The sequence below is a fragment of the Bacillus sp. LR--39 genome (genome assembly GCF_053613335.1).
In genome coordinates this window covers 1-1,000 of sequence record NZ_JBSIOT010000392.1, presented here as the reverse complement: position 1 = coordinate 1,000, position 1,000 = coordinate 1, and the positions used below count along the sequence as shown (strand labels likewise).

1 pseudogene is annotated in these 1,000 nt (G+C 48.9%); it reads left to right on the top strand.

Annotated elements, in window-relative coordinates:
* Nucleotides 1–971: pseudogene (locus ACWHAR_RS23490) on the top strand (AIR synthase related protein); the annotation flags it as partial.
* Between the last annotated feature and the right edge of the window lie 29 nt (nucleotides 972–1,000).

Below are 1,000 nucleotides of genomic sequence, written 5' to 3'. Positions count from 1 at the left end.
AGCCTGCTTACTATCGCGAGTTTTTGGAAACGGACATTCAGGCTCTGCAAATTGAAGATGCGAATGAAACGCTGAAGGCCCTTCTTCAGCAGCCGACGATTGCGAGTAAAGAGTGGGTGTATGATCAGTATGACTACATGGTGCGCACGAATACAGTTGTCGCTCCTGGGTCTGATGCTGGTGTTCTCAGAATCCGCGGAACGAAAAAGGCGCTGGCGATGACGACAGACTGTAACGCGCGTTATCTCTATCTTGATCCTGAAGTCGGAGGGAAAATTGCTGTCGCTGAAGCAGCGCGCAACATCATTTGCTCAGGCGCAGAACCGCTTGCGGTCACAGATAACCTTAACTTCGGTAACCCGGAGAAGCCGGAAATCTTCTGGCAGATCGAAAAAGCGGCATACGGCATAAGCGAAGCGTGCAATGTTCTCAGCACACCGGTTATCGGCGGTAACGTATCGCTTTATAACGAATCAAACGGCACGGCGATCTATCCGACACCTGTTATCGGCATGGTCGGCTTAATTGAAGATACAGCGCACATTACAACACAGCATTTCAAACAAGCGGGAGATCTCGTATATGTGATCGGCGAAACAAAACCAGAGTTTGCCGGAAGCGAGCTGCAAAAAATGACAGAAGGCCGTATTTACGGCAAAGCGCCTCAAATCGATCTTGATGTAGAGCTGTCTCGTCAAAAAGCACTGCTTGACGCGATTAAAAAAGGCTTCGTTCAATCTGCGCATGATGTGTCTGAAGGCGGCTTAGGCGTAGCGATTGCGGAAAGTGTCATGACGACGGAAAACCTTGGCGCTAATGTGACTGTAGAAGGGGAAGCGGCGTTATTATTCTCTGAATCTCAATCTCGCTTCGTCGTTTCAGTGAAAAAAGAACATCAAGCTGCGTTTGAAGCAACTGTCAAAGATGCAGTTCATATTGGTGAGGTAACAGCTGACGGAATTCTGGCGATTTGAGGCGCTTTGCCGTAAATACGGCCTTC